This is a genomic window from Streptomyces sp. NPDC006516 (assembly GCF_040611875.1).
Taxonomy (GTDB): domain Bacteria; phylum Actinomycetota; class Actinomycetes; order Streptomycetales; family Streptomycetaceae; genus Streptomyces.
The window spans coordinates 434,211-459,822 of record NZ_JBEXPD010000004.1; the positions used below are offsets into that span (position 1 = coordinate 434,211).

The following is a 25,612-nucleotide window of genomic DNA, read 5'->3' on the forward strand; positions in this document are numbered from 1 at the left end:
AAGTCGTCTTACCTCCTTGGATGTGACCAGGAAACTTATCGATAGGTCAGCGTGGCACCATGCCGACGATTGGCGACTCTATGGCGTGTCACCGGTTCGCAGCAACACAATCCGCCGGACCCGGCCCGATGTGTCGGCAATCGAACACCCCGCTGTCAAGGGTGCGGGACGCCCGAGGCGCACCTTTCGCCGGGGTGCAAAAAGGGTAGAGGGTTACGTCTCCGGCGAGTTGCGCCGGGGCCCCTCATGCGTCCGGCCGGACCTTGCTGGGCAAGGTCCGGCCGGACGCATGAGGTTGACGGAAGGCGTTGACCGCTCAGCCGATGAGCGTGCTCAGTTCCACGTGGTCGAGCCCGTGCGCCTCGGCCACCTCGCGGTAAACCACCTGGCCGTCATGGGTGTTGAGACCCTTGGCCAGAGCGGCGTCACGGCGCAGGGCGTCGGCCCAGCCACGGTTCGCCAGCTCCAGGATGTAGGGCAGCGTGGCGTTCGTGAGCGCGTAGGTGGAGGTGTTCGGCACCGCGCCCGGCATGTTCGCGACACAGTAGAAGACCGAGTTGTGGACGGTGAAGGTCGGCTCGGCGTGCGTCGTCGGGTGCGAGTCCTCGAAGCACCCTCCCTGGTCGATCGCAATGTCGACAAGAACACTTCCGGGCTTCATCTTGGCGACCAGCTCGTTGGTGACCAGCTTCGGCGCCTTGGCGCCGGGGATCAGCACGGCACCCACGACGAGGTCGGCCTCGACGACGGCCTTCTCGAGTTCCAGCGCGTTGGAGACGACCGTCCGCACCCGGGTGCCGAAGATCCTGTCGGCCTCGCGGAGCTTGTTGATGTCCTTGTCGAGCAGCGTGACGTGGAAGCCGAGCCCGACGGCGATCTGCGTGGCGTTCCAGCCGGAGACACCGCCGCCGATGACGACGGCACGGGCCGATCCGGTACCGGGGACACCGCCGGGCAGCACACCGCGTCCGCCGACCGAGCGCATCAGGTGGTACGCGCCGACCTGCGGGGCGAGGCGGCCGGCGACCTCGGACATGGGGGCGAGCAGCGGCAGCGCGCGGTTCGCGGTCTCGACGGTCTCGTACGCGATGGCGGTCGTGCCGGACGCGAGCAGGGCGTCCGTGCACTCGCGGGATGCGGCGAGGTGGAGGTAGGTGAAGAGCGTCTGCCCCTTGCGGAGGCGGTGGTACTCCTCGGCGACCGGCTCCTTGACCTTCAGCAGGAGGTCGGCCTCCGCCCAGACCTCGTCGGCGGTGGGCAGGATCCGCGCGCCTGCGGCGACGTACTCGGTGTCCGGGATGGAGGACCCCTCCCCCGCGTGCTGCTCGACGAGGACCTGATGTCCGTGGCGTACGAGCTCATGCACTCCGGCAGGGGTGATCGCCACCCGGAACTCGTTGTTCTTGACTTCGCGGGGGATGCCGACCTTCACGTCGATCACGGTCCTTGACTCGGAGGCTGGCTGGGCGTAACGGGTCATACCCGTACGAACCAAGCATAAGGGGAGACACCGCAGAGATCTGCGGCAGAGCCATCATTAATGAAGGACTTCCCGCTGTCCAGCCTTACAAAGCATTAAGTTTCGATCGAAGTACTACGGATTTCGTAGGTCGAGCTCTCCTCGCCCAGCAATCTGTCGGCGGCCGAGCGGTGCAGCCTGGCCGCCGCCGGGTCTCCCAGCCGGTCCAGGGTGTCGGCCAGCCGGAGCTCCAGCGCCGCCTGGAGACGCACGTCACCCGCCCGGCGCGCCAGGTCGACCGCCTCACGGCAGGTGTGCAGACACTCACGCGGCCGGCCCGCGTACTCCTGGACCCGCGCGGCCTCGCCGAGCGCCCGCGCCTGGGCCGGCAGGTCCCCGAGCCTGCGGTGGCCCGCTGCCGCGGCCCGCCAGTTGCGCAAGGCCTCGCCGTACCGCCCGGTGTACGTGTGGACGGCTCCGAGGCGCCCGTACAGCCGCGCCGCCTCGGCCGCCTCGCCCTGCGTGAGCCGCTGGGCGAGGGCCCTGCCGTACCAGTCGGACGCCCGGTTGAAGTCACCCAGCTCCGCATAGGCACCGCCTGCGGATTCCATCGCCCGGCCGGTCGCGTAGAGGTCGTTCGCCGCGCGTCCGGCGTCGAGGGCGGCCCGGTAGCGGTTCAGGGCCTCTCGCGTACGGCCGGTCCTGGCGTCCAGATCGGCGAGGTTGAGCAGCGCCGCGGCCTTCTCCCTGGGCAGATCGCGGCGCTCCGCCACATCCAGGACCAGCCCGTGCAGCCCGTACAGCACGGGAGCGGCGTCCTCGGTGCCACGGTGCACGGCGAGGGCGCGGACGAGCGCGGCCACCAGCCGGCGGGCGAGGGTGTCCAGCTCGCCGTCCCGCACCGCGAGCCGGGCGGAGGCCAGCAGGGCGGGCTCACGGATCCGCAGCCACTCGGCGGCGGAGCCCGGGTCGGGGAAGCGCAACGAGCGCGGCAGCCCGGCGAGCCGGCGGCGGGCCGGGGAGTCCTCGGGGTCGGTGACGGCGCGGCACGCCTGGAGTCTGCGCACCGTCCGCTCCAGCATCCTGGCCCGCGCGAGCTGGATCTCGGCGGGCCTCTCCCGCTCCTCCAGCGCGGCGCGTACCAGCGGGGCCAGGGAGCCGGGCACCTCGTACTGCGGCTGTCGCGCGCCGTTCGTCCGCAGCAGCCCGAGGCGGACGAAGTCGTCCAGGGTGGTCTGCGCGGCCGACACGGAGCAGCCGGCGAGCGCGGACGCGGTGTGGGCGTCGGCCAGTCCTGCGGGCGCCAGGGCGAGCAGCCGCAGTATCCGGGCGGCGGCCGGCGGGAGCGACTCATGGGCCAGTCGGAAGGCGCGGGCCAACGGACGTGCCCCGGCGGGCTGTTCGGGGTCGTCCTGCTGGTCGAGCAGTTGCTTGGTGGCATCCGCGACCGACGCGCCGGGACGGGCGGCGAGCCACCCCGCGACCAGGGTCAGCGCGGCGGGCAGCCCGCCGCACTCCTCCGCGAGCGTCTCGGCGGCCCGCGGGTCGACGGTGATGCGGACCTGGCCGATGCTGCGGGCGAGCAACTGGACCGCGGAGCCCGCGTCGAGTCCGCCGAGGGTGCACGGACGGACTCCGGGGATGCCGGTGAGGGGGCCGGTGGAGGTGGCGACCACCAGGCAGTCCGGGTTGTCCGGCAGCAGCGGGTCGACCTGCTCGGCGTCCACCGCGTCGTCGAGCAGGATCAGGGCACGGCGTACCGCGAACGCCTCGCGGACCATCTCGGAGAGTTCGTCCTCGTCGGCGCCGGGCGGGGCGGCGATGTGGAGCAGGCCGAGCAGTTCGCGTGCGGTGCGTTCGGCGGGGACACGTTCCCCTCCCGGCTCCGTGAGCGAGATCCGGAAGACCCCGTCGGGGTGGTCGCCGGATTCGGCGACCCGCCGGGTGAGCTCGACGGCGAGGGCGGTGCGTCCGGATCCGGGCCGGCCGGCGATCAGCAGGACCCTGGCACGGGCCGCCTTGCGACCGGCCAGGGTGTCGAGACCGGCGCGCTCGATGTCGTCCTGAAGGGATTTCAACTCGCGTTCGCGGCCGAAGAACTGAGATGGAGTCAGGTCGGGCGGTCCCTCGGCTCCGGCTGTCCCCGCCGCTTCGGCCGGGCCGCTGGTGTCCACCGCCTGATCGGTCACGGGCCACGCTCCACTTCGCTGCACGCGGTTGCCCGCCGGAACTCCGGTCGGGGCCTTTCGAGCGTAGTTCAGTGGTGCGGGCGATCACGGCCGGGCGCGGCGGGTACATCCCCCGATCGGATCAGCATTTCGTACGATCTGGCGATGGTTCCGGCCGCCGGCCGGCCCGCCGCCGGTCGTCCGAGGAGGACGGACCGGCGACGGCAGAGCGGGAGCGGGCCGTCAGGCCTCGAACGGGCGCGCGGGCCACGGCGCCTCGGCCGGGCGCAGCGAGTCCACCCCGTCGCCCGCGAGCACCGCGGTGAGCGAGAGGACACCCACGACCAGGCAGTTGTTGTGCAGGTCTCCTGCGAGCACGCCCCGGACGAGCTCCTGCAGCGGCACCCTGGCCTGCTCCATGTCGGCCTCCTCCTCTGCGACCGCGAAGCGTTCGCCCTCGGCCTCGGAGAGGTTCCGGGCGAGGAAGATGCGCACGGCCTCGTCGCAGCCGCCGGGCGTGGTGTAGACGTCGGTCAGCACCCGCCAGTCCTCGGCCTTGACGTGGGCCTCCTCGTACAGCTCGCGCTGTGCCGCGTGCAGGGGGTTCTCGCCGGGGACGTCGAGCAGCCCGGCGGGGATCTCCCAGAGCTTGTGGCGCACCGGGTGGCGGTACTGCCGCAGGACGAGGACCCGGCCGTCCTCGTCGAGCGCGAGCACCGCGACGGAGCCGGGGTGGACCTGGTAGTCGCGGCTGTGGACGCTGCCGTCGGGCATCACGACGTCGTCGGTGCGGACGCTGGTCTTGTTACCGGTGAAGGGGGTCACCGACGCGGTGACCTGCCACTCCTCGGGCGTGTCCTGGAAACCCATCTACGTCCTCCCACGAACAAACAGAAACCGGGGCACGCATCCCGTGAAGGATCCGTACCCCGGTCAACCGTATCGCCTTACGCGTCGGCGCCCGTCCCCTGCGCGGCGACCTTGCGCTCCACGGCTGCCTTCACCAGGCCCGCGAAGAGCGGGTGAGGGCGCGTCGGGCGGGAGCGCAGCTCCGGGTGCGCCTGGGTGGCGACCAGGTAGGGGTGTGCCTCGCGCGGGTACTCGACGTACTCGACGAGCTTGTTGTCCGGGGAGGTGCCGGAGAAGACCAGTCCGGCCTTCTTCTCCAGCTCCGCGCGGTAGCCGTTGTTGACCTCGTAGCGGTGGCGGTGGCGCTCCTCGACGTACGGCTCGCCCGCGTAGGCCTCACGGACCAGGGAGCCCTCGGCGAGCTTGGCCGGGTAGAGGCCGAGCCGCATGGTGCCGCCCAGGTCGCCGGCGCCCTCGACGTAGGCGAGCTGCTCCTCCATCGTCGAGATGACGGGGTGGGAGGTGGCGGCGTCGAACTCGGTGGAGTTGGCGTCCGGAATGCCGGCGAGGTTCCGCGCGGCCTCGATCACGATGCACTGGAGGCCGAGGCACAGGCCGAGCAGCGGCACCTTGTTCTCGCGGGCGTACTGGATCGCGCCGACCTTGCCGATCACGCCGCGCTCGCCGAAGCCGCCGGGGATGCAGACGGCGTCGACGTCGCCGAGCTGCTTCGCGGCGCCCGCCGGGGTCTTGCAGTCGTCGGACGCGACCCACTTGACCTTCACGCGCGCCTTGTTGGCGAAGCCGCCGGCCCGGATGGCCTCGGTGACCGAGAGGTAGGCGTCCGGCAGGTCGATGTACTTGCCGACCAGGGCGACGGTGACCTCGTGGTCGGGGTTGTGGACGCGGTCCAGCAGGTCGTCCCAGGTGGTCCAGTCGACGTCGCGGAACGGCAGGTCGAGCTTGCGGACGACGTAGGCGTCGAGGCCCTCGGTGTGCAGCACCTTGGGGATGTCGTAGATCGACTTGGCGTCCACGCAGGCCACGACCGCGGCCTCGTCGACGTCGCACATCAGCGAGATCTTGCGCTTGATGGCGGTCGGGACGTCGCGGTCGGCGCGCAGGACGATGGCGTCGGGCTGGATGCCGATGTTGCGCAGGGCGGCGACGGAGTGCTGGGTGGGCTTGGTCTTCAGCTCACCGGACGGGCCGATGTAGGGCAGCAGTGAGATGTGCACGACGAAGACGTTGTCGCGGCCGACCTCGTGGCGGACCTGGCGGACCGTCTCCAGGAAGGGCAGCGACTCGATGTCGCCCACCGTGCCGCCGACCTCGGTGATGACGACGTCCACGTCGTCGGTCGCCATACGGCGGATGCGGTGCTTGATCTCGTTGGTGATGTGCGGGATGACCTGGACGGTGTCGCCGAGGTACTCGCCGCGCCGCTCCTTGGCGATGACCTGCGAGTAGACCTGGCCGGTGGTGACGTTGGCCGAGCCGTCGAGGTCGACGTCGAGGAAGCGCTCGTAGTGGCCGATGTCCAGGTCGGTCTCGGCGCCGTCGTTGGTGACGAACACCTCACCGTGCTGGAAGGGATTCATCGTGCCGGGGTCGACGTTGAGATAGGGGTCGAGCTTCTGCATGGTGACCCGCAGGCCACGTGCCTTGAGCAGGGCACCCAGGCTGGAGGCAGTCAGACCCTTGCCGAGGGAGGAGGCGACACCCCCGGTGACGAAGATGTGCTTGGTCGTCGTGGATGTGGGCTGCATAGCCAAAGGGGGCTCCCGTGGTCGCGATCGTGAGGTGCGTGCCGGCGTGCCGTCCGGAGGTTTCCGGAGGCGCCGTCGCTGCGGTTCGGGGGCCTCGTCCACTGTCGGGACGACCACCGGTCCACGGGCTACCAGGGTAACAGCGACGAAGGGAGGCTGCTTCCGGCCATGCCCCGCCCGGCGTGGGCACAAGATCACCACAGTCGTCGCAGAGCCCACCCATTCCTGATGACAGGGGGCGGACAACCTGCAGACAGTCGCGCGGATCTCCCAGGTGCGTCGTATCCTGCTCGGACACTCGCTGCCGAGTTGGCCGGCCCAGCGGCTCCACCCCAGCCCGCTCACCCGTGCAAGAGCTCGTCGGTTCTATTACAACGACCCCTTGACCAGCAGTTAGCGCCCTGCGGGGCGACATGGCCGTTCGACTGGAGAAGCACGTGGCCGGGCGCATCGAGGATTACGCACTCATCGGAGACATGCAGACCGCTGCCCTGGTCTGCCGGGACGGCACAGCGGACTGGCTGTGTCTTCCCCGCTTCGACTCCCATGCAATTTTTGCCGGACTTCTCGGCACCGAGGAGAACGGTTTCTGGCGGATCGGTCCCGCCCGCCCCGAGGGGGCGGAGCCCCCGCCGGCGGACCGGCGCCGTTATCGCGGCGACTCACTCGTCCTGGAATCGGAGTGGGACACCGACCGCGGCACGGTCCGCGTGACGGATTTCATGCCGCCGCGTGACGGCGCGCCGCAGCTCATCCGCATCGTGGAGGGCGTGAGCGGCCGGGTTCCGATGCGCTCCGAGCTCCGGATGCGTTTCAGTTACGGACGCGTCACCCCGTGGGTCCACAAGGTCGACGGCCGCACGGTGGCCGTCGCGGGCCCCGACTCGGTGTGGCTGGACACCGACGCGGAGACGTACGGCCAGAATCTGACCACGTACTCCGACTTCGCCGTGTCGCCGGGCGACCGGATCGCCTTCACGATCAGCTGGCAGCCCTCGCACCACGAGCCGCCCGCCATGCCGGAGCCGGAGAGCTCCCTGGAGGCCACGGAGAACTTCTGGCGCGAGTGGGTCGAGCACTGCACGTACCACGGCCCCTACCGTGAGGCGGTCGTCCGCTCGCTGATCACCCTGAAGGCGCTCACCTACGCCCCGACCGGGGGCATCGTCGCCGCCCCGACCACCTCGCTCCCCGAGGACATCGGCGGCTCGCGCAACTGGGACTACCGCTACACCTGGCTGCGCGACGCGGCGATCACGCTCTCGTCCCTGCTGCGCACGGGTTACCGCGAGGAGGCCCGCGCCTGGCGCGAGTGGCTGCTGCGGGCCGTGGCGGGCGACCCGGAGAACCTTCAGATCATGTACGGCATCGCGGGCGAGCGGGAGCTCGGCGAGGCGGAGCTGGACTGGCTTCCGGGTTACGAGAACTCCGGCCCGGTCCGGGTCGGGAACGGCGCGGCGAACCAGCTCCAGCTCGACGTCTACGGCGAGGTCACCGAGGCCCTGCACCTGGCGCACATGACGGGTCTGACCCGCAACGACTACGCCATGGGCCTCCAGCTCAAGCTGATCAGCTACCTGGAGAAGCACTGGGACGAGCCCGACGAGGGCATCTGGGAGGTGCGCGGCCCTCGCCGGCACTTCGTGCACTCCAAGGTCATGGCCTGGGTCGCCGTGGACCGGACGATCAAGCTGATCGAGTCCGGGGACACGGAGGGCCCGCTGGAGCGGTGGTACCAGCTGCGGGACGACATCCATCGCGATGTCTGCGAGCGGGGCTACGACCCTGAGCGCAACACCTTCACACAGTCCTACGGCTCCAAGGAGCTGGACGCGTCGCTGCTGCTGATCCCGCAGATGGGCTTCCTGCCTCCGGACGACAAGCGGGTCATCGGCACGATCGAGGCGATCCAGCGCGAACTGTCCACGGAGGACGGTTTCGTCCTGCGGTACCCGACCGAGGGTGAGGACGCGGGTGTGGACGGCCTGGAGGGCGACGAGGGCGCGTTCCTGGCCTGCTCGTTCTGGCTGGCGGACGACCTGGCGATGATCGGCCGGGTCGACGAGGCCCGCCGGCTCTTCGAGAAGCTGCTGTCCCTCCGCAACGACCTCGGCCTGCTGGCCGAGGAGTGGGACTCACGTCTCCAGCGCCAGGTGGGCAACTTCCCGCAGGCGTTCAGCCATGTGCCGCTGATCGACACGGCGCTCCGGCTGACGGCGAGCGGGGCGTACGCCGGCTGACCCCGCAGGGGTGTCACGGGACTCTTCCTGTGACACCCCGCAGGGGTATGACGGGACCGACCCCTGTGGAACGGCCGATGTCCGTGGCCGGGCCTACGATGGGAAGGTCCTGTTCAGGCCCTGCGAAGGGGGCACCACATGACACCCCCCACTCCTTTGACGGACGCCGCCCTGACCGGCTTGCGCTCCGGCTTCTCCGGTGACGTCCACGCCCCCGGCGACCCGGGCTACGACGAGGCGCGCACCGTGTTCAACAGCATGATCGACCGCAGACCCGCGGTGGTCGCCCAGTGCGCGGACGAGCCGGATGTCGCGCGGGCTCTGCGCTTCGCGCGCGACCACGAGCTGGAGGTCGCCGTGCGCGGGGGCGGCCACAGCGTGGCGGGCATGGCTCTGAGCGAGGGCGGTCTGGTGATCGACCTGCGCCGGATGAGCGGAGTCGCTGTGGACCGGGACGCCATGTCCGCCCGCGTCGGCGGAGGCGCCGTCATGAGCGATCTCGACCGTGCCACCCAGCCCTTCGCCCTGGCGACCACGGGTGGCCGGGTCTCCACCACCGGGGTCGGCGGCTTCACCCTGGGCGGCGGCTCGGGCTGGCTGGAGCGCAGGTTCGGCCTGGCCTGCGACAACCTGCTGGCCGCCGATGTCGTGACGGCGGACGGCACCACGGTCCGCGCCGGCGCGGACGAGAATCCGGAGCTGTTCTGGGCCCTGCACGGCGGTGGCGGGAACTTCGGCGTGGTCACCTCGCTCACGCTGCGGCTGCACGACCTGCCCGCGATGAACATGGCGCTGCTCCTCTTCCGGCCGGAGAGGGGCCCCGAGGTGGTCCGTACGTACCGGGACGTGATGGAGTCCGCCCCTGACGCCGCGGGCGGCGGCTGCATCTATCTCACCGGCCCCCCGGAGGAGTGGGTGCCCGAGGCCATGGTGGGCCGTCTCGCCTGCGCGGTGCTGCTCACCTACGCCGGCCCGGAGGCGGAGGCACGCGACGTGGCGGCGCCTCTGCGCGCGCTGGGGCCCGACGCCGAGGTGATCGACGCGGTCGCGTACGCGGATCTGCAGTGCATGCTCGACGACCCGCCCGGGATGCGGAACTACTGGTCTGCCGAGTATCTGCGCGGCATGCCCGACGAGGCGGCGGCAGCCTTCTGCGCCGGCGCCGAGACGATGCCCGTCCCCACCGGCACGCAGCACGTGCTCTTCCCGATGGGCGGGGCGGTGGCCCGGGGGCCCGCGGACTACCCGCTGCCCTGGCGCACCTCCCCGTGGGCCGTACATCCGTTCGGCGTGTGGGAGAGCCCGGCCGACGACGAGCGGGCCAAGCGGTGGGTACGCGAGGTGCGGGCCGCTGTGATGCCGTGGGCCAGCGGGGACGTCTACCTCAACTTCATCGGGCGCGAAGGGCAGGAGCGGGTGGTCGCCGGCTTCGGGGAGCAGGCCTACGAGCGGCTGTCCCGCGTCAAGGCGCGCTACGACCCCGACAACGTGTTCCACCTGAACCACAACGTGAAGCCCGCCGTCGCCCTGGTGTGACGTGCCGGGCCGGGCCCGGTAGCTTCCTGACCGGGGCGTTCGCCCCGTCACGGGCGAGCGGGAACACGAGGCCGGATCAGTGGGCGCAGAGGGCGGCACAGAAGGCGGGATCACCGTACGGCGGGCGCTCGGGCTGCCGGGGCTGCGGGCCGGCCTCCCCGAGGTCCTGACGTGTGAGGACCGCCTGGACCGCGCGGTGCGCTGGGTGCACGCCGGTGAGGCACCCAATCTCCCGGCCCTACTCAAGGGCGGGGAGCTGCTGCTCACGACCGGGCTCGGGATCGGGTCCCGGCCCGCCGAGCAGCGTGCCTTCGTCCGCAGGCTGGCCGACAGCGGCATCGCGGCGCTGGTGGTGGAGCTCGGCCCGCGCTTCAGCCGCCTCCCCGCGGCGATCGTGGAGGCGGCGCGGACGGCGGGACTGCCGCTCGTGCAACTGCACCGTGAGGTGCCGTTCGTGGCGGTGACAGAGGCGATCCACACGGAGATCGTCAACGGCCACTACGCCCTCCTCCAGCGGGCCGAGGAGGTCCACCGCAGGTGCACGCAGGCGGTGCTGGGCGGCGGAGGCGTGCCGCAGGTCCTGGGGATCGTGGCGGACTTCGCCGCCAACCCGGTCTTCCTGGAGACCCCGGACGGCGGACTGCTGTTCGCCGCGGGACCCGGGACCGGGCCGGTGGGCGCCGATCCGCTCCAGGTCTGGGAGGGATTGCGCGGAGCCCGCGAGGCCCGGGAGACACCGTCGGCCGGGGCGGTCCTGGTGGACGTCCCGGGCGGCGGGCCGGGCACCGGTGCCGTGCGGGCCCGGCTGGTGCTGCTCCCGGTGTCGGGGCCGCTGGTGGCGGTGCACCGGATGGCCGCGGAGCGGGCGGCCGGCATCGTCGCCGTCGTGCTGATGCAGGCCCGCCAGGAGGAGGAGGTGGCGGCGCGGGGGCGCGGGGACTTCCTCACCGATCTCGCCGAGGGGCGGGTCGCCCCCGGTGACGCGCCCGCGCAGGCCGGGGTGCTGGGGTTCAGACCGGGTACGGATCAGCTGCTGCCGGTGGTGATGCGGCTCTCCCCCGGGTCGGCGCCCTCGGGCAGCTGGGCACTGCTGGCCCGCGCCGTGACGGAGGAACTCGCCGCGGTGGGCGTCCCGGTGCTGGTGGGGGTGCGGCCGGTCGAGGGCAGGGTTCCGCTGTTGCTGGCCCTGCGCCCCGGGACCGCGCGGCCGGCGCTGGCGGACCGGGTGGCGGCGGCGCTGCGGGCCGGCGCGCACCGGGCGGGGCTGGAGGGGGCCGGAGGCCGTACCCCGGTCGTCGTGGTGGTCGGCGCGCCGGGCGGGTGGGCGGCTGCCGGGGCGGGGCTGCGGCACGCGGCGGAGGCGGCGACGGCGGCGCAGGGACTCGGGGAGCGCCCCTGGTTCGACGCGCGAAGTCTGGACATCGACCTGTTGCTGTGGCGTCTGCGGGACCACCCGGACCTGGCGTCCTTCGTGGACCGGGCGATCGGGCCGCTGCGCGAGCACGACCGGACCTCGCGTCCCGAGCTGCTGCCCACGCTGGAGGCGTACCTCGCCCATGCGGGCCGCAAGGCGGAGGCGGCGCGGGATCTGCATCTGAACCGGCAGACCCTCTACAACAGGCTGGCGCGGATCGGCGAGCTGCTCGGCACCGATCTGGACGATCCGCAGTCGGTGCTCGCGCTCAGCCTGGCCCTGCGGGCACGCCGCCACACCGCCTGAGACGCCGTCACACCGCGGGAGGTGCGGGCACATCGCCCGAGCTGTCACACCGCCCGAGGCGGGGGCACACCGCCCGAGGCGGGGGCACACCGCCCGAGACACGTGCCCGTGGCCGCCGTCCCGGTCAGCCCTGCGGGGAGACCGCTCAGGTGCGGTCGACCGTGAAGGGCTGGGCCAACTCGTCGTAGACGGAGAGCACGTGGGCGATCGTGTCCTCCTCGGTGGGCCAGGCCGCGGCCTGGGCACGGCCCGCATCCGCGAGCCGTGCCCGCCGGCCGGGGTCGGCGAGGAGCTGTGCGACGGCGCCGGAGAGTGCCGGGGCGTCGCCGTACGCGACCAGGTCCGCCGCGTCGCCGACGAGGTCGGGCAATCCGTCGGAACGGGTGGCGACCAGCGGGACACCGAGCCGCAGCGCCTCCTGGGCGAGTGGCGGCCCGGCCGCCCCCCGGCCCGCCACGAGGGCGAGGTCGGCGGTGGAGAGGAGTTCGGCGAAGCCGTCCCGGGCGTCGGTGAAGACGACGGGCAGCCCCTCCTCCGCGACCCGGCTCCGCACGGCACCGGCTTCGGGGCCCTCCCCCGCCACGACCAGCAGGGGCGCGGGGTCGAGTGCCTGCCACTCGCGAGCGGCATCCAGCAGCGTGCCGTGGCCGGGCTGGGCCACCGTCACCAGCAACGGCCTCCCTACGGCCCCCAGTTCGGCGCGCAGCTTGCCGTCGTCCGCGGCACCCGGGAGGCGGCTCGCCGGGACCGGCGCCGGGGCGAGCCTGGCGTCCCTGGCTCCCCGGCGGCGGGCCCGGTCGACGAGGTCCCACGACGTAGCGAGCACGACGGCCGCCGCGCGGGCCGCCCTGCGCTCCAGCATCCGCTGGAGCCTGGCCCGGGCGCCCTCGACGTCGGCGCGGGTGTGCCAGGTGACGACCAGTGGGGTGCCCCGGCCACTGAGCGCGAGCCCGGCGCGCAGGGCCGCGTGGAGTCCATGGGCGTGGACGATGTCCGCGCCCGTGCACGCCGTACGGAGGGCGGCGACGGCCGCGGGGTCGCTGCGGCGGGGCACCGCGACGAAGCGGGCGCCGGTCGCGGGGAGGCCGTGGGCGCGGCCCGTACCGGCCGGGGCGCAGACGGTGACCTGCACCCCTCTGGCGATCAGACCCGCGGCGAGCGAACTGACATGAGCGCTGCTTCCGGCACCGCCGCCCAGTACTTGGACCGTACGCAGCTGTGACACGTTGATCGGCTCCCGGGGCTCCCGAGTCGGTGATATGTACAGCGCCAAGGATGCCAGTCCGTACGCACGTTCCGGGACCGACGAAACGTTCTTCCCGCCGTCACGGGGACAGCGAGCCGAGCCACCCCACTCGTACGAGTGAGTAGCGAGGCGTGGAGCTGACGCCGGCCCGCTATCCGTCGGCCCGCGCGGTCTCCAGCAGTTCCTCGGCGTGAGCCCTCGCCGTCTCGGAGTCCTCCTGGCCGGCCAGCATCCGGGACAGCTCCCGCACCCTGTCCTCGCCCTCCAGGACCGTGACACCGCTCCTGGTCACCGATCCGTCCACCGTCTTCTCGACCAGGAGCTGGCGGTCGGCGAAGGCCGCCACCTGCGGGAGGTGGGTGACCACGACGACCTGCGCGGACCTGGCGAGCTTGGCGAGCCGCCGGCCGACCTCGACCGCCGCCTTGCCGCCGACCCCCGCGTCGACCTCGTCGAAGAGATAGGTCGGCACGGGATCGGAGCCGGCGAAGACCACCTCGACGGCGAGCATCACCCGGGACAGCTCACCGCCGGAGGCGCCCTTGGCGATCGGCCGGGGCTGGGCACCGGGGTGCGGCGCCAGCAGGAGCTCGACCTCGTCCGCGCCGGAAGGCCCGTAGAGGACGCTCCGGCCGCCGATGTCGATGCCGGAGGCCTCGTCGGGCGCCTCCGTCTGCCCGATGGCGAAGGAGACCCGGGCGTGCGGCATCGCGAGCGAGGCCAGCTCCTCGGTGACGGCCGCCGCGAAGCGGGCCGCCGCCTCGGTCCGGGCGTCGGTCAGTTCCTGCCCGAGGACGGAGAGTTCCGCGCGCAGCGCGTCGCGCTCCGCGGTGAGCTCGCCGATCCGGTCGTCGTCGCCCTCCAGCTCGGTCAGCCGGGCGGCGCCCTCCTCGGCCCAGGCGAGCACGGCGGTGATGTCCTCGCCGTACTTGCGGGTGAGCGCGGTGAGCGCGGCACGGCGTTCCTCCACCGCGGCGAGGCGCAGCGGGTCGGCGTCCAGCTGGTCGGCGTACCCGGCGAGTTCCCCGGCCACGTCCCCGAGCAGGATCGAGATCTCCCCGATCCGGTCCGCGAGGGCGGCCAGCGCGGGGTCGTGCGCCCGTACGGCGTCCAGGGACCGGCCGGCTGCGGCCACCACGGTGGTGGCGTCCACGCCCTCCTGGTCCTCCGGGTCGCCCGCGAGCGCCGCGTGGGCGAGTGCGGCGGCGGAGGCGAGCGCCTCGGCGTGCCCGAGCCGCTCGGCCTCGGCCGCGAGCTCGGTGTCCTCGCCGGGCAGCGGCTCCACGGCGGCGACCTCGTCGAGGCCGAAACGCAGGAGGTCCGCTTCCTGGGCCCGCTCCCGGGCCCGCGTGGTCAGTTCGTCGAGCTCGGTGACGACCGCGCGCAGCCGGCGGTAGGCGGCGGCGTACTTGGTGTGCGGTACGTCCACACCGTCGCCCGCGTAGCGGTCCAGGGCCTGGCGCTGCCGCGCGGGCTTGAGCAGACCCTGCTGATCGGTCTGGCCGTGCACGGCTACGAGCTCGTCGGCGAGCTCGGCCAGCACGCCCACGGGCACGGATCTGCCCCCGAGATGCGCCCGCGAACGCCCTTCGGCCGAGACCGTACGGCTGACGAGCAGCGCACCGTCCTCGATCTCGCCCCCTGCCTCCTCGGCGCGTACAGCCACCGCGTCGCCCGGGGACACCGTGATCCGCCCCTCGACGACCGCGGCCTTGGCACCGATCCGCACCAGGGCGGGGTCGGCGCGCCCGCCGAGCAGCAGCCCGAGGCTGGTGACGACCATGGTCTTGCCCGCGCCGGTCTCACCCGTCACCGCGGTGAAACCGGGTGACAGCTCCACCACCGCGTCGTCGATGACTCCGAGCGACCGTATCCGCATCTCCTCCAACACGGACATGACCTTACGAGGTCCGGCGGCCGGTGTGCGACGGGCCCCGGTGTCCGATTCACTCCCGCGGGTGTGGACACGGCCCGCGACAGCCGTCCCGCGCATCAGTGCGGGGCGCCCCGCCAGCCCTGCACCGGCAGCGCGAACTTGGCCACGAGACGGTCGGTGAACGAGGCCTGGTGCAGCCGGGCGAGGCGTACGGGCACGGCGCCGCGCCGCACCTCGACCCTGCCCCCGGCGGGCAGCTCGACCGTCCGGCGCCCGTCGCACCACAGCACCCCGTGCGGCGTGTGCGGCTGGACCTCCACGGCCAGGACCGAGGTGGGCGAGGTCACGAGCGGCTTGGCGAAGAGCGCGTGGGCGCTGATCGGCACCATCAGCAGGGCCTCGACCTCGGGCCACACGACGGGGCCGCCGGCCGAGAAGGCGTAGGCGGTCGAGCCGGTCGGCGTGGCGCAGACGATGCCGTCGCAGCCGAACCCGGTCACCGGACGGCCGTCGATCTCCAGCACGACCTCAAGCATCCGTTCGGGCGAGACTTTCTGCACGGCGGCCTCGTTGAGCGCCCAGTCGGTGTGCACGATGTCTCCGTTGCTGCGTACGACGACATCGAGCGTCATCCGCTCCTCGACCTGGTACGCGCGGCTGACGACGCGCTCGACGACCTGGTCCAGGTCGTCACGCTCCGCCTCGGCGAGGAATCCCACCCGTCCGAGGTTGACGCCGAGCATCGGCACCCCGGAGGCGCGGGAGATCTCGGCGCCGCGCAGCAGAGTCCCGTCCCCGCCGAGCACGATCAGCAGCTCGCAGCCGTCCACGGCGTCAGGGGTCGCGTCCGTGACCGTCTCCACGGCCGGCGGCAACGGCAGGTCCTGTGCCTCCGCTGCCAGCACCCGGACGCCGAGGCCGTTGCGCAGCAGGCCCTGGACGACGAGCTCGGCACTGCGGATCGCGGCCGGACGGCCGGTGTGCGCGAGCAGGAAGACGGTGCGTTCCGCGTTCCCGGGCTGTTCGGCGCTCCCGGGTCGCTCCGCTCTCCCGGGCTCTTCCACGTTCCCGGGCTCTTCCACGTTCCCGGTCTGTGCCGCATGCGTCGTCAACGGGGCCCCTCCGCCACTGCACGGTCGACATCCGCGGGATCCAGCTCAGGTGCTCCGGCCCGCAGCCACAGAAAGTACTCGACATTCCCCGACGGCCCGGGAAGCGGGCTCGCCGTCACCCCCTGCACGCCGAGGCCCAGCAGACCGGCCCGGCGCGCCACCTCCCGTACCGCTTCGGCCCGCAGCTCGGGGCTGCGGACCACACCGCCGCTGCCGAGGCGCTCCTTGCCCACCTCGAACTGCGGCTTGACCATGAGCACCAGGTCGGCGTCGGGCGCCGCGCAGCGCGCGAGCGCGGGCAGCACGAGACCGAGCGGAATGAAGGACAGGTCCCCGACCACCAGATCCACCGCCTTCCCGTCGATCTGCTCCAGCGTCAACTCTCGTACGTTGGTACGGTCCTTGACGGTGACACGTTCATCCGACTGCAGGGACCAGGCGAGCTGGCCGTAGCCGACGTCCACGGCCACGACGTGTCCGGCTCCGGCCCGCAGCAGCACATCGGTGAAGCCGCCCGTCGAGGCCCCGGCGTCCAGCGCCCGCCGTCCTTCGACCCTCAGCCCGAGCGGGCCGAACGCTGCGAGGGCGCCGGCGAGTTTGTGCCCGCCGCGCGAGACGTACTCCGGGTCGCTGTCGTCCTTGACGACGACGACGGCGGCGCTCGTCTCGACCTGGGTGGCGGGTTTGGTCGCGGTGTTGCCGCCTACGGTCACCCGCCCCGCTGCGATCAGCTGGCTCGCGTGCTCACGCGAGCGGGCGAGCTTGCGGCGTACCAGCTCGGCGTCGAGGCGGCGACGTGCCACTCCTGCCACGTTCGGTTCAGCTCCTGTTGTCGTGCGTGGGCGTCGGTGCGGGTGCGGGCCGGGCGTCCAGCGCGGTCAGCTCGTCGCGCAGCCCACGGTGTACATCCTCGTACACCTCGTGGTGGCCGTCCGCCGCGAGGTGGTCCGCATCGGCCAGCCGCTCCAGCCGCGCGTCGACACCGGCGTGCCCGGTGGGGGTGCGCGCGACGCCGAGGGGCGCGGGCGGTGCGGGATCGAAGGAGGGCTCGGGCGGCGCGGCGGGCGGTGCGGCGGCACCTTCGGCCGCCTCACCCCGCTGCGCCGTGTCCGGACCCGGCATCCAGTCGCTCATGCGGGAACGCTACCCCGAAGGGCCGGTGTACCGTCGGTGACGATGGCGACCATGGCGGAGTGCCGCAGCGCACTCGACACACTTTCCGACAATCTGGCGGGCGCGGACGGGGACGTTCGTGGTGCCGCCGCCCTCGACCGCTCGCTGAGCTGCCACATCAGAGATCTGGACGTCACGTTCACCGGACGGCTGTCGGACGGCAGGATCACGGTGCTGGACACCCTGGAGGGCCCACCCCGGGAGAAGGCCGAGATCCGGCTCGCGATGACGGGCGACGACCTGGTGGCCATGGTCGGCGGTGAGCTGAACTTCGCGAAGGCCTGGGGGTCGGGGCGGGTCCGGCTGGAGGCGGGCTTCCGTGATCTGCTGAAACTCAAGTCGCTGCTGTAGCCGGTCGGCCCGGGTGCGGCGCTTTGCCCCGGGGCTCAGACGGAGACCTCGGCGCGCTTCCTGCGGGCGGCCGGGATCACGAGGGGCGTTCCCGTCTCGGGGTCGTCGATGATCTGGCACCGCATCCCGAACACCTCCTCCACGAGCTGCGCGGTGACGACGTCGCCGGGGGCGCCCTCCGCGACGATCGTGCCCTCACGCATGGCGATGAGGTGCGTGGCGTACCGGGCGGCGTGATTGAGGTCGTGCAGCACGGCCACCAGTGTGCGGCCCTGGCTCTCGTGCAGCTCGGCGCAGAGGTCGAGTATGTCGATCTGGTGCTGGATGTCCAGGTACGTCGTCGGTTCGTCGAGCAGCAGCAGCGGGGTCTGCTGGGCGAGTGCCATGGCGATCCAGACCCGCTGACGCTGGCCGCCGGACAGTTCGTCGACGTAGCGCTCGGCGAGCTCGCCGACGCCGGTCGACTCCATCGACTCCTTCACGATCCGCTCGTCCTCCGGCGACCACTGCCGCAGCAGACCCTGGTGGGGGTAGCGGCCACGCGCCACCAGGTCGGCGACGGTGATGCCGTCGGGGGCGATGGAGGACTGGGGCAGCAGGCCCAGGGTCCTGGCGACCTTCTTCGCGGGCATGCGGTGGATGGACTGCCCGTCCAGCAGGACGTCTCCGCCGCTCGGCCGCAGCATCCGGGAGAGGGCGCGCAGCAGGGTGGACTTGCCGCAGGCGTTGGGCCCGACGATGACCGTGAAGGAGTTGTCGGGTATCTCCACCGACAGGTTCTCGGCGATGGTCCGCTGGTCGTAGCCGAGGGTCACCGATTCCGCGGTGAGGCGCTGCATGGTCGTACTCCCAAATTCGATGGGGTGGGTCCGCGGGGTGTCCGGCGTACCCGGTTTCATATGCGTCCCGCCTTGCGCTCGGTGACCAGGAGCCAGAGCAGGTAGCAGCCGCCGAGCACCCCCGTGACCACGCCCACGGGGAGCTGACGGTCACCGAAGGCGTTCATGGCGGTCCAGTCGGCGACGAGCAGCAGGGCCGCGCCCGTGCCCGCCGCGGCGGCCAGGTTGGGGCCGGGCGCGCGGGTGAGCCTGCGGGCGACCTGCGGGGCGCTGAGGGAGACGAAGACGATGGGCCCGGCGGCCGCGGTCGCGACGGCGACGAGGAGCACGGCGCAGCCCAGCAGGACGAGCCGGGTGCGTTCCACCCGTACGCCCAGGGCGTGGGCGGCGTCGTCGCCCATCTCGATCATGCGCAGCGGTCGTCCGTACGCCAGGATCACGGGTATCAGGACGCAGCAGACACCCAGCAGGGGCCAGACCTGCGCCCAGTCCCGGCCGTCCAGGGAGCCGGTCATCCAGACGACCGCGCGGGTGGCGTCGACGAGGTTGGCCTTGGTGATCAGGAAGTGCGTCGCCGCGGTGAGCATCGCGGCGGCACCGATGCCGACGAGGACGAGCCGGTAGCCGTGCACGCCGCGCTTCCAGGCGAGCAGGTAGACGGCGGCGCCGGTCAGCAGGCCTCCTCCGACGGCGCCGGCGGCGACCGCGGTGGGGTCACCGTGGAACAGCACGATGACGACGAGCGCGCCGACCGCGGACCCCTGGCCGAAGCCCAGCACGTCGGGGCTGCCGAGCGGGTTGCGGGAGACGCTCTGGAAGACGGCCCCGCCGATGCCGAGCGCGGCACCGACCAGGAGCCCGACCAGGACCCGGGGCAGCCGCAGTTCGGTGACGATGAACTCCTGCTGGAAGGTGCCGTTGCCGAACAGGGTGGTGACGACCTGTCCCGGTGACATGGCGAAGTCGCCGCTCCCGATGAGCACCACGGCTGCGAACGCCGCCGCCGCGAGGAGCAGCGCGATCACGGCGAGGGCCCGGACGTCCACCCGGAAGGAGAGCCCGCCGGCCGTCCGTACGGCACGGACCGTCCTGGTGGTGTCCTGCGTGGCCTTCACAGCTGGGCCATCCTCTTGCGTCGTACGAGATGGATGAAGACAGGCCCGCCCAGGAGCGCGGTGACGATGCCCACCTGGAGCTCGGACGGGCGGGCCACGACCCTGCCCACCACGTCCGCGCCGAGGAGCAGCACGGGTGCGAGCACGGCGGCGTACGGCATGATCCACCGCATGTCGGGCCCCGTGACGGTTCGGACCAGGTGCGGGATCATCAGCCCGATGAAGACAATCGGCCCACAGGCGGCGGTCGCGGCACCGCAGAGCAGGGTGACGGCCACCATCGCGAGGACGCGGGTGCGGGTCAGGTGGGCGCCGAGCGCCCTGGCCGTGTCGTCGCCCATCTCCAGTGCGTTGAGCGGCCGGGCGATGAGCAGGGACAGCAGCACCCCGAGCGCGATGAACGGCCACACCTTGCCGACGGTCTCCGGGTTCGCGGAGGCCAGCGACCCCACGGTCCAGAAGCGCAGCCGGTCCAGCGCCGCGGCGTCCAGCAGCTGTACGGCGTTGACGTAGCCGTACAGCGCGGCGGTGACCGCCGTACCGGCGAGCGCGAGCCGCACGGGGTTCGCGGACCGGCTGCCGCCGAGCAGGTAGACCGCCACGGAGACGATCGCGGCCCCGGCGAACGCGAACCAGACGTACCCCGTCAGCGAGGTGACGCCGAAGAAGCTGATGGCCGACACGACGGCCGCGGACGCCCCGGCGTTGACACCCAGCAGTCCGGGCTCGGCGAGGGGGTTGCGGGTCAGTGCCTGCATCACCGCGCCTGCGAGCCCCAGCGCGGCTCCGACGATCAGGCCGAGCACCGTACGCGGGACCCGGACGTCGCGGACGAGGACGTCGCCGTTGGTCCCCGAGTGGTGGAACAGGCCGTGCCACACATCGGAGAGCGGAAGCGCCTTGGCGCCGACCGCGATGCTCGCCAGGCACACCAGCACCAGCAGGCCTACGGCGACCAGCAGGCCCGCGGCGCGCATCGCGTGGCGCCCGGCGCGCGCGGGCTCGCCGGGCGCGGCCGCTCGGCCGGAACTCGATTCGGGGGGACTCTCGGTCAACACCAGGTTAGGCTAGCCTATCCTCCAGTCGGCCCTACTGCTCGGTGCCCGGGCCGCACCCGGCTCCAGGGCCGTCGCGCCACGGCTGCACCCGGCCCCGGGGCCCGTCGCGCCTCGGCTCTAAAGGCCCAGCCTGGCCACGGCCTTCCCCGAGTCCAGGCCGCACGCACCCTCCCCCGCGTGGGTCCACGCCGCCCCGCACAGGGCGCGCAGCCCGTCGATCGCGTCCCCCTCGCCCTCGACGGCGAGAGCGCCCTCGCGTACCTCGGCGGTCCAGCCACCGCAGCGGAAGACACCGCCCTCCGCGGTCACCTCGGGCTGGCCGGTGAGCAGGCCCCGCAGATCCCGGTCCACGAAGGTGGGACGGTACTTGGGCTCGGCCGCGAGCAGCTGTGCGGCATCGGTCACCCCGGTCAGCACGAGCAGCGAGTCGACGCCGCCGTTGAACGCGCCCTCGATGTCGGTGTCCAGCCGGTCTCCCACGACCAGCGGCCGCTCGGCCCCGGTCCTCAGCACCGTCTCGCGGTGCATCGGCGGCAGGGGCTTGCCCGCGACCTGGGGTTCGGCACCGGTCGCGATCCGTACGACCTCCACCGCCGCGCCGTTGCCCGGCGCGATGCCCCGTGCTCCAGGAATCGTCAGGTCCGTGTTGGACGCGAACCACACCGCCCCGCGCGTGATGGCGTAGGCGGCCTCCGCGAAGCGGCCCCACGGCAGATCGGGCCCCCCGAATCCCTGGGCCACCGCGACCGGCTCGTCGTCGGCCGACTCCACCGGCACCAGACCACGCTCGCGCAGGGCGACCCGCAGGCCCTCCCCGCCGACCACGAGCACCTTGGCACCGGACGGCAACTGATCGGACATCAGCCGGGCCACCGCCTGTGCGGACGTGATCACGTCGGACGGCTCGGCGGGCACACCCAGCTCCGTCAGGTGCTCGGCCACCGCGTCCGGGGTCCGCAGGGCGTTGTTCGTCACGTAGGCCAGGTGCATGCCGCCCTCACGGGCGGCGCCCAGCGACTCGACGGCGTGGACGATCGCATGCCCGCCCGCGTACACCACCCCGTCGAGATCGAGCAGGGCCGTGTCGTACGCCTCGCTCAGCGCCGCGCTGCTGCCGAGCGGCCGGGACCTGTACTGCTGACTCATATGCGTGCGCTCCTCTTTCCATGCCTCTCCCCCGATCATCGCGCATCACGGAAGCGCACATACGATGCCCGGATGAACACAACCGGGCACGCCGTCGGCCGGGGACTGCGGCTGATCCCCTTCCGCGGACTGCGGTACGTTCCCGAGCGGGTCGGCAGCCTGGCGGCGGTGACCTCGCCTCCGTACGACGTGGTCGTGCGGCCCGACGGGCTGCACCACCTGGAGTCCTCGGACCCGCACAACATCGTGCGGCTGATCCTCCCGCAGGCGGGCACGGCCACCGAGCGCAACCGGCAGGCCGCCGACACCCTGAACCGCTGGCTCGCGGAGGGCGTCCTCGCACCGGACCCGGTGCCCGCGCTGTACGTCTACGAGCAGCGGACCGGGGACACGCTCCAGCGGGGAGTGATCGGCGCCCTGGCCCTCTCCCCCGCGTCGGAGGGCGTGGTACTGCCGCACGAGGACGTCATGGCCGACGTCGTGGCGGACCGCGCCGACCTGATGCGCGCGGCCGGCGCCCACCTCGAACCGCTGTTGCTGAGCTATGCCGGTGACGGCGGGCGAAACGGTGCGACAGCGGTGATCGAACGTGTGGTGGAGCGCCTCCCGCTGCTCACCACGACGACCGAGGACGGCGTCGGCCACCGCCTCTGGGCGGTCACCGATCCCACCGAGCGTGCGGAGATCCAGTCGGATCTCTCCCACCGCCAGGCCCTGATCGCCGACGGCCACCACCGCTGGGCCACCTACCTCCGGCTCCAGGAGGAAGAGACCCGCCCGGGCCCCTGGGACTTCGGTCTCGTCCTGCTCGTCGACACGGCCCGCTATCCGCTCCAGGTCCGCGCGATCCACCGTCTGCTGCACCGGCTGCCGGTCTCGCGGGCCCTGAGCGCCCTCGACGGCCGCTTCCGCGTCCGGTCCGTCGAGGGGCCTCTGCCCCGGGCCCTCGACGTACTCGCGGAGGCGTCCGCGGAGGGCAATGCCTTCCTGCTCGCCGGCGACGGCCGCTTCCGTCTGATCGACCGACCGGACGACGACCTGCTGTCCCGCACGGTCCGGTCCGACCGGCCGGACGTGTGGCGCGGGCTCGACGCGACGGTCCTGCACTCCGCGCTGCTCGACGGCCTCTGGGAGATCCCCGACGCACCGGAGCACATCGCCTACATCCACGACGCGTCGGCGGCGGTCGAGCAGGCCGAACGCCACGGAGCCACGGCGGTGCTGATGCATCCGGTACGCGAGGACGTCGTGCGGGACCTGGCCAGGCAGGGCGTCACGATGCCCCGCAAGTCGACTTCGTTCGGCCCGAAGCCGGCGACGGGGCTGGTGCTGCGCAGCCTGGACATCGGCTGAGGCACCGCGTGAGCCAGACGGTGCCGGGTTTGCGCGCATCGCGTCCGGAACGAGAAAAGGGCGGCACCCGTGGTGGGTGCCGCCCTTCTCCGTCCTACGTCACATCAGCGCTCAGGCCTTCGCGGGCCCGTCCTCGTCGCTGTCCTGCCCGTCCTCGTCGGCCGGTACGTCGCCCGGCTCCTCGGCCGGTACGTCGGTCTGCTCGTCGGCTGCTGCGCCGACGTGCTCCTCGGCCGGTTCCTCGTCCTCACCGAGCGCGTCGACGAATTCGACGCCGTCGAGTTCGGCGAGGCGGTCGGACGCGTCCGTCGCGCCGTCCTTGTCCGCCTCCAGGGCCTTGCCGAACCACTCACGGGCTTCGCTCTCGCGGCCCGCCTCCAGGAGCGCGTCGGCGTAGGCGTACCGCAGGCGCGGCGTCCACGAGTGGACCGCGCTGGAGGCCAGCTCGGGGCTCTGCAGCGTGACGATCGCGGCGTCGATCTGCCCCATGTCCCTGCGGGCTCCGGCGGCGACCAGGCGCATCTCCACCTGGCCGGCCTTGTCCAGCTTCTGCACCTCGGGCTCACCGGCCATGGCCATCGCCCTCTCGGGACGGCCCAGCCCACGCTCGCAGTCGGCCATCACGGGCCACAGCTCCACGGAACCGGTCATCCGGCGCGAGGCCCGGAACTCCGCGAGCGCCTCCCCGTACTTCTGCGTGGCGTACGCGGCGAAGCCCGCCGCCTCGCGCACCGCCGCGACCCTGGACGCCAGACGAAGGGCGATACGCGAGTACGCGTAGGCCTGCTCGGGGTCCTCGTCGATGAGACGGGCGACCATGACGAGGTTCCGCGCGACATCTTCGGCGAGGGTCTTCGGCAGGCTCAACAGCTCCTGCCGTACGTCCTTGTCGATCTCGTCGCCGGTGACGTCGTCGGGAATGGGGAGCCGCTTGACGGGCTCGCGGTCACGGTCGTCGCGTCCCTGGTAACCGCCACGGTCGTCGCGCCCACGGTAACCACCACGGTCGCTGCTCCGGTCGTTGTCACGACGCGGCCCACGGTCCCGGTCGCCGCCACGATAGGCACCACCGGTTCCACCACGGCTGTCGTCGCGGCGGAAGCCACCGGGACGGTCGTCGTCGCGACGGGGACCGCGCGGACGGTCGTCACGCCGGTCGAAGCCACCGCCGGGACGGCCACCACGGTCGTCACGCCGGTCGAAGCCACCACTGGGACGGCCACCACGGTCGTCGCGGCGGTCGAAGCCACCACTGGGACGGCCGCCACGGTCGTCGCGCTGGCCACCACGGTAGCCACCACGGTCGTCATCACGGCGCGGGGCACGGTCGTCACGACGGAAGGTGCTCGACCGGTCGTCGTCGCGGCGCGGACCACGCTCACGGTCATCACGGCGGAAGCCGCCACCGCCGGTACCGCTGCCACGGCTGTCGTCGCGGCGGAAGCCACCGGGACGGTCGTCGTCGCGACGCGGGCCGCGCGGACGGTCGTCACGCCGCTCGAAGCCACCACTGGGACGGCCACCACGGTCGTCGCGCTGGCCACCACGGTAGCCACCACGGTCGTCATCACGGCGCGGGGCACGGTCGTCACGACGGAAACCGCCACCACCGGTGCCGGCACCACGACTGTCATCACGACGGAAGCCGCCACCACCGGTACCGCTGCCCCGGCTGTCGTCACGGCGGAAGCCACCGGGACGGTCGTCGTCGCGACGGGGACCGCGCGGACGGTCGTCGCGGCGCTCGAAGCCACCGCTGGGACGGCCACCACGGTCGTCACGCCGCTCGAAGCCACCGCCGGGACGGCCACCACGGTCGTCACGCTGGCCACCACGGTAGCCACCACGGTCGTCATCACGGCGCGGGGCACGGTCGTCGCGACGGAAGGTGCTCGACCGGTCGTCGTCGCGGCGCGGACCACGCTCACGGTCGTCGCGCCGGAATCCACCACCAGTTCCACCCCGGCTGTCGTCGCGGCGGAAGCCACCGGGACGGTCGTCGTCGCGACGGGGACCGCGCGGACGGTCGTCACGCCGGTCGAAGCCACCGCTGGGACGGCCACCACGGTCGTCACGCCGCTCGAAGCCACCACTGGGACGGCCACCACGGTCGTCGCGCTGGCCACCACGGTAGCCACCACGGTCGTCATCACGGCGCGGGGCACGGTCGTCACGACGGAAACCGCCACCACCGGTGCCGGCACCACGACTGTCATCACGACGGGGGCCGCGATCGCGGTCATCGCGGCGGAAACCGCCACGGTCGTTGTCTCGACGAGGCGCTCCGGACCGGTCGTCACGGCCGCCTCGGAAGCCGCCCCTGTCACCGCCGTCCCGGCGACGCGGCTCGCGCTCCGGACGGTCGTCGGAAGAGTTGGTGGACATGGGGGTGACTCCTGTCATCGGGTACCACAGACATTCTCGCGCAGCCGACCTACGGACGCGCTTCGGCACAAAAAAAGGACCCTTGGTCCCAGCATGAACGCTGGGACCAAGGGTCCTGAAAGATTGTTCGGCGGCGTCCTACTCTCCCACAGGGTCCCCCCTGCAGTACCATCGGCGCTGAAAGGCTTAGCTTCCGGGTTCGGAATGTAACCGGGCG

The 25,612-nt window shown here is 72.4% G+C and carries 20 protein-coding genes and 1 rRNA gene; 5 read left to right on the top strand and 16 right to left on the bottom strand.

What is annotated here, in order from left to right; genetic code table 11:
• Positions 1–316: 316 nt before the first annotated feature.
• The 4 genes from ald to ABZY45_RS16355 all read right to left on the bottom strand — a co-directional run bounded on the left by ald (position 317) and on the right by ABZY45_RS16355 (position 6,245).
• The gene (ald, locus tag ABZY45_RS16340; protein ID WP_356740457.1) at positions 317–1,432 is read right to left on the bottom strand and encodes an alanine dehydrogenase; all 1,116 of its coding nucleotides are present in this window, start codon (positions 1,430–1,432) and stop codon (positions 317–319) included.
• Between the two features lie 143 nt (positions 1,433–1,575).
• A complete protein-coding gene (locus tag ABZY45_RS16345) occupies positions 1,576–3,648 on the bottom strand; it encodes a tetratricopeptide repeat protein (protein ID WP_356740399.1) in 2,073 nt (690 codons plus the stop codon).
• Positions 3,649–3,870: 222 nt separating this feature from the next.
• Positions 3,871–4,497: an NUDIX hydrolase gene (locus ABZY45_RS16350; RefSeq protein WP_356740401.1), complete on the bottom strand. Its 627-nt coding sequence runs from the start codon at positions 4,495–4,497 to the stop codon at positions 3,871–3,873.
• A gap of 77 nt (positions 4,498–4,574) precedes the next feature.
• The gene (locus ABZY45_RS16355; RefSeq protein ID WP_356740403.1) at positions 4,575–6,245 is read right to left on the bottom strand and encodes a CTP synthase; all 1,671 of its coding nucleotides are present in this window, start codon (positions 6,243–6,245) and stop codon (positions 4,575–4,577) included.
• A 437-nt stretch (positions 6,246–6,682) separates the two neighbouring features.
• On the opposite strand from ABZY45_RS16355, the gene ABZY45_RS16360 reads away from it, so the two are divergent.
• The 3 genes from ABZY45_RS16360 to ABZY45_RS16370 all read left to right on the top strand — a co-directional run bounded on the left by ABZY45_RS16360 (position 6,683) and on the right by ABZY45_RS16370 (position 11,741).
• Complete coding sequence (locus tag ABZY45_RS16360; RefSeq protein ID WP_356740459.1) at positions 6,683–8,485, top strand: glycoside hydrolase family 15 protein; 1,803 nt, start codon at positions 6,683–6,685, stop codon at positions 8,483–8,485.
• Positions 8,486–8,623: 138 nt separating this feature from the next.
• Positions 8,624–10,021: an FAD-binding oxidoreductase gene (locus ABZY45_RS16365; RefSeq protein ID WP_356740405.1), complete on the top strand. Its 1,398-nt coding sequence runs from the start codon at positions 8,624–8,626 to the stop codon at positions 10,019–10,021.
• Positions 10,022–10,100: 79 nt separating this feature from the next.
• Entirely contained in the window at positions 10,101–11,741 is a 1,641-nt protein-coding gene (locus ABZY45_RS16370) for a PucR family transcriptional regulator (RefSeq protein WP_356740407.1), read from the top strand.
• 145 nt (positions 11,742–11,886) lie between these two features.
• Here ABZY45_RS16370 and ABZY45_RS16375 read toward each other — a convergent pair whose 3' ends face one another.
• The 5 genes from ABZY45_RS16375 to ABZY45_RS16395 form a co-directional block, all read right to left on the bottom strand.
• Complete coding sequence (locus ABZY45_RS16375) at positions 11,887–12,966, bottom strand: glycosyltransferase family 4 protein (protein WP_356740409.1); 1,080 nt, start codon at positions 12,964–12,966, stop codon at positions 11,887–11,889.
• A 172-nt stretch (positions 12,967–13,138) separates the two neighbouring features.
• Positions 13,139–14,884, bottom strand: a complete 1,746-nt coding sequence (gene recN / locus ABZY45_RS16380) for a DNA repair protein RecN (protein ID WP_356740411.1) — start codon at positions 14,882–14,884, stop codon at positions 13,139–13,141.
• 95 nt (positions 14,885–14,979) lie between these two features.
• Positions 14,980–15,927, bottom strand: coding sequence for an NAD kinase (locus ABZY45_RS16385; RefSeq protein ID WP_356740461.1), 948 nt, complete (start codon positions 15,925–15,927; stop codon positions 14,980–14,982).
• A 44-nt stretch (positions 15,928–15,971) separates the two neighbouring features.
• A complete protein-coding gene (locus ABZY45_RS16390; RefSeq protein ID WP_073751094.1) occupies positions 15,972–16,787 on the bottom strand; it encodes a TlyA family RNA methyltransferase in 816 nt (271 codons plus the stop codon).
• A 7-nt stretch (positions 16,788–16,794) separates the two neighbouring features.
• The gene (locus ABZY45_RS16395) at positions 16,795–17,109 is read right to left on the bottom strand and encodes a hypothetical protein (RefSeq protein ID WP_356740414.1); all 315 of its coding nucleotides are present in this window, start codon (positions 17,107–17,109) and stop codon (positions 16,795–16,797) included.
• 42 nt (positions 17,110–17,151) lie between these two features.
• Here ABZY45_RS16395 and ABZY45_RS16400 point away from each other — a divergent pair, with 42 nt between their 5' ends.
• Positions 17,152–17,499 (top strand): SCP2 sterol-binding domain-containing protein, encoded by a 348-nt coding sequence (locus tag ABZY45_RS16400; RefSeq protein ID WP_356740416.1) that lies wholly within the window; start codon positions 17,152–17,154, stop codon positions 17,497–17,499.
• A 35-nt stretch (positions 17,500–17,534) separates the two neighbouring features.
• Here the strand turns inward: ABZY45_RS16400 and ABZY45_RS16405 are convergent, their stop codons facing one another.
• From ABZY45_RS16405 to ABZY45_RS16420, 4 genes are all read right to left on the bottom strand, one after another.
• Positions 17,535–18,338 carry an ABC transporter ATP-binding protein gene (locus ABZY45_RS16405; protein WP_356740418.1) on the bottom strand — a complete coding sequence of 268 codons (804 nt, stop codon included), beginning with the start codon at positions 18,336–18,338 and terminating at the stop codon, positions 17,535–17,537.
• 56 nt (positions 18,339–18,394) lie between these two features.
• On the bottom strand, positions 18,395–19,453 hold the full coding sequence (locus ABZY45_RS16410) for an iron chelate uptake ABC transporter family permease subunit (RefSeq protein WP_356740420.1): 1,059 nt from the start codon (positions 19,451–19,453) through the stop codon (positions 18,395–18,397).
• A complete protein-coding gene (locus ABZY45_RS16415) occupies positions 19,450–20,430 on the bottom strand; it encodes an iron chelate uptake ABC transporter family permease subunit (protein WP_356740463.1) in 981 nt (326 codons plus the stop codon). Before ABZY45_RS16415 ends, ABZY45_RS16410 begins: the two co-directional genes overlap by 4 nt.
• Before the next feature lie 198 nt (positions 20,431–20,628).
• Positions 20,629–21,657, bottom strand: a complete 1,029-nt coding sequence (locus tag ABZY45_RS16420; protein ID WP_356740422.1) for an HAD hydrolase-like protein — start codon at positions 21,655–21,657, stop codon at positions 20,629–20,631.
• A 72-nt stretch (positions 21,658–21,729) separates the two neighbouring features.
• Between ABZY45_RS16420 and ABZY45_RS16425 the strand changes: the two genes are divergently transcribed.
• On the top strand, positions 21,730–23,010 hold the full coding sequence (locus ABZY45_RS16425) for a DUF1015 domain-containing protein (RefSeq protein WP_356740424.1): 1,281 nt from the start codon (positions 21,730–21,732) through the stop codon (positions 23,008–23,010).
• A 111-nt stretch (positions 23,011–23,121) separates the two neighbouring features.
• Here ABZY45_RS16425 and ABZY45_RS16430 read toward each other — a convergent pair whose 3' ends face one another.
• The 3 genes from ABZY45_RS16430 to rrf all read right to left on the bottom strand — a co-directional run.
• Entirely contained in the window at positions 23,122–23,877 is a 756-nt protein-coding gene (locus ABZY45_RS16430; RefSeq protein WP_356740426.1) for a hypothetical protein, read from the bottom strand.
• Positions 23,874–25,310 carry a hypothetical protein gene (locus ABZY45_RS16435; protein WP_356740427.1) on the bottom strand — a complete coding sequence of 479 codons (1,437 nt, stop codon included), beginning with the start codon at positions 25,308–25,310 and terminating at the stop codon, positions 23,874–23,876. The genes ABZY45_RS16430 and ABZY45_RS16435 overlap by 4 nt, the downstream gene beginning before the upstream one ends.
• A gap of 210 nt (positions 25,311–25,520) precedes the next feature.
• Positions 25,521–25,612: ribosomal RNA gene (gene rrf, locus ABZY45_RS16440) — 5S ribosomal RNA — on the bottom strand; the annotation flags it as partial.